Genomic DNA, 2,180 nt, shown 5'->3' with positions numbered 1-2,180 from the left:
CTATTCACTAAAAATTTCCGACTTTTTATCCTCAATTTTCTGCCATCCTCGCTACGGGCGCTATTCTCGGACAGCCTCCTAGCCAGGATATTTCATAAACTCCTTAGAGCCGCATGGAACAAGCAAGGCCAGAAGCATGTTTATGAAATATCCGGGTTAGCGATATCGGTTTAATGGGTTAACCGAGAATAGAATATTGTGTAAACTGCTGTTCAATTTATCTACTTTATTTCTATTTTGTTTGTTCAATGCAATAATTAAAAGGTGAGATCTGAAAACCTCCTCCATCTCATGGGTAATCTTTAAATTGGTAGAGACAAAATAGATATTCTCCTCATACACGACGACACCAGGCAGAAAATTATTATTGTGGGTTTTAAAATCCACAATTTCTTGAGTAGATAACTCTTTCAGTTCCAGTGGCAGAACCGCATTGTACACATATTGATCAGGGTAACTGGGAGTAAAGAAAAAGGCCTCTTTGTCATCATGGAACACCTGGTTGATGGTTTGGTCATTGGAAAAATGCGCCACGCAGTTCATGCCAGTAATTGTACTATAAAGTTCGGCAATTTTTGTTGCATTTTTCATGTGACTGTAATCAACCGCGACATATTTTTCAGCAATATCCACCATTTCTTCAACTATGGCGATTAATCCGTCGACAGTATCATGACCAACCATAATACCATGATTCTTCATAAAGTAGAGATGAGGCTTTTCACGGCCTGAGAGACTTTGCATGTATTGGCCGAAAAGAATGGACACTTCAAGCCCGGGAGAGGCGTATTCAACAAAACCGGCATCTGGGTAAAGATTTGATATAATCTCCCTGGCATCACGGTTTATCAGTAATGCATTAATAATGACAGGATGCAGATGCAGTGTGTATTTAAACGGGAGCAGGGCATGAAGAAATACTTCAGCGGTGGGTTTTATATCCGGTAACTCATTGGCCTCCCTGACCGCTTTATTGGCTATCTTAACACTCTCTTTCAGACTGTATTTTTTCAACAGATCTTTGTTATTTAAAATGTTCAGTATTTTTTCACTGTCAACCGTTACATAACCATGATTCAATTCCGTTTCTGAAAGGACGCAGCCCACCCCCTGAGATACCAGCAATCTGGCTGTATCCACCTTAGCGCCAGCATTCCCCCCGCCAGCTTGCACAAGGTCGAAGCGGCCACCGGCAAACTTACAGATTTTTATCAGCTCTTCAATAATATTATTTTTCATACTCATATCCTTTTGAAATTACATATAATTCACGCAGTATAGCTCAGCGGCTATGACAGCAATGGAAAAGATAATAATTAAAGTAAAAACTATTTTGCCACTAGGAGCTTTTTTTCTACGGCAGCCATCATCATTCCGGCATCTTCCTTACCATCAGTGGATCTCTCCCCTCCACGAGCAACAATGAATGGTTATGCAAGGATTGGGATACCAAAAGTACGGAAAGCACCGTACTTCTAGAGGCTGTCGCGAAACTCTGAAATACACCCCGCACCCGTCATCCTGTAAAGGGAACGTACAGGAACCACACGCTATGGAAGGCACTCTAACCGCACGCATCATCCGGGTTTAGTGATTCACATCCTTATGGCATAGATCCCTTAAAATCCCTGTATGGGATGACGACGGAGAAAATTAAGCGTTTCGCGACACCCTCTCTAGTACGGGGATGAACAACACCATAATATAAGGGTAAAGTCTTATTATATAAGCATAATATCTTATGCTAAATTATTTTCTTTCCCTTATAATTAAAATTCTCTAATACAAAACAATACTGCGGACACTTTCATGCTGCTATAGCTCCGTAATCACTGGGGCGGCGATAAGTATCCATGATTTTTTCATTAGTCATGGCTAAACCTAAGTCATCAAAAACTCTGCACATCAAGTGCTGGTTGAACTTCCGACGTTTCCAACTAGCGATAGATATCACCGTTTCCTCATCTGTACCCTTGTCTCTTCTGTTTTCTAATTTCAGGAGGTTAAGGGCTGAAAATGAGGCGTTGACGTGAGTGTGAATGGCCTCTTTCCGGCGAGACTGGCAGTCCATTAAACCCGTGATTCCCATAGATGCAAGTTGTCTGGCCAAGCCTGTGACTTGTTCAGCGTAAAGGTCAACACGACTCTTCCCTGTTTGATCTAACGTCTGGAAAGCCTTT

1 protein-coding gene and 1 pseudogene are annotated in these 2,180 nt (G+C 41.6%); both read right to left on the bottom strand.

The window, feature by feature from the left end:
- Nucleotides 1–156 precede the first annotated feature (156 nt).
- Entirely contained in the window at nucleotides 157–1,239 is a 1,083-nt protein-coding gene (locus V4C51_RS17580) for a class II aldolase/adducin family protein (RefSeq protein WP_330927473.1), read from the bottom strand.
- A 568-nt stretch (nucleotides 1,240–1,807) separates the two neighbouring features.
- Nucleotides 1,808–2,180, bottom strand: a pseudogene (locus tag V4C51_RS17575) (hypothetical protein); the annotation flags it as partial.

The organism is Candidatus Sororendozoicomonas aggregata, from assembly GCF_031528575.1.
In the GTDB taxonomy this organism is placed as follows: Bacteria; Pseudomonadota; Gammaproteobacteria; order Pseudomonadales; family Endozoicomonadaceae; genus Endonucleibacter; species Endonucleibacter aggregata.
The sequence above is the reverse complement of the archived record's forward strand: the minus strand, read 5'-3'. Positions and strand labels throughout refer to the sequence as shown.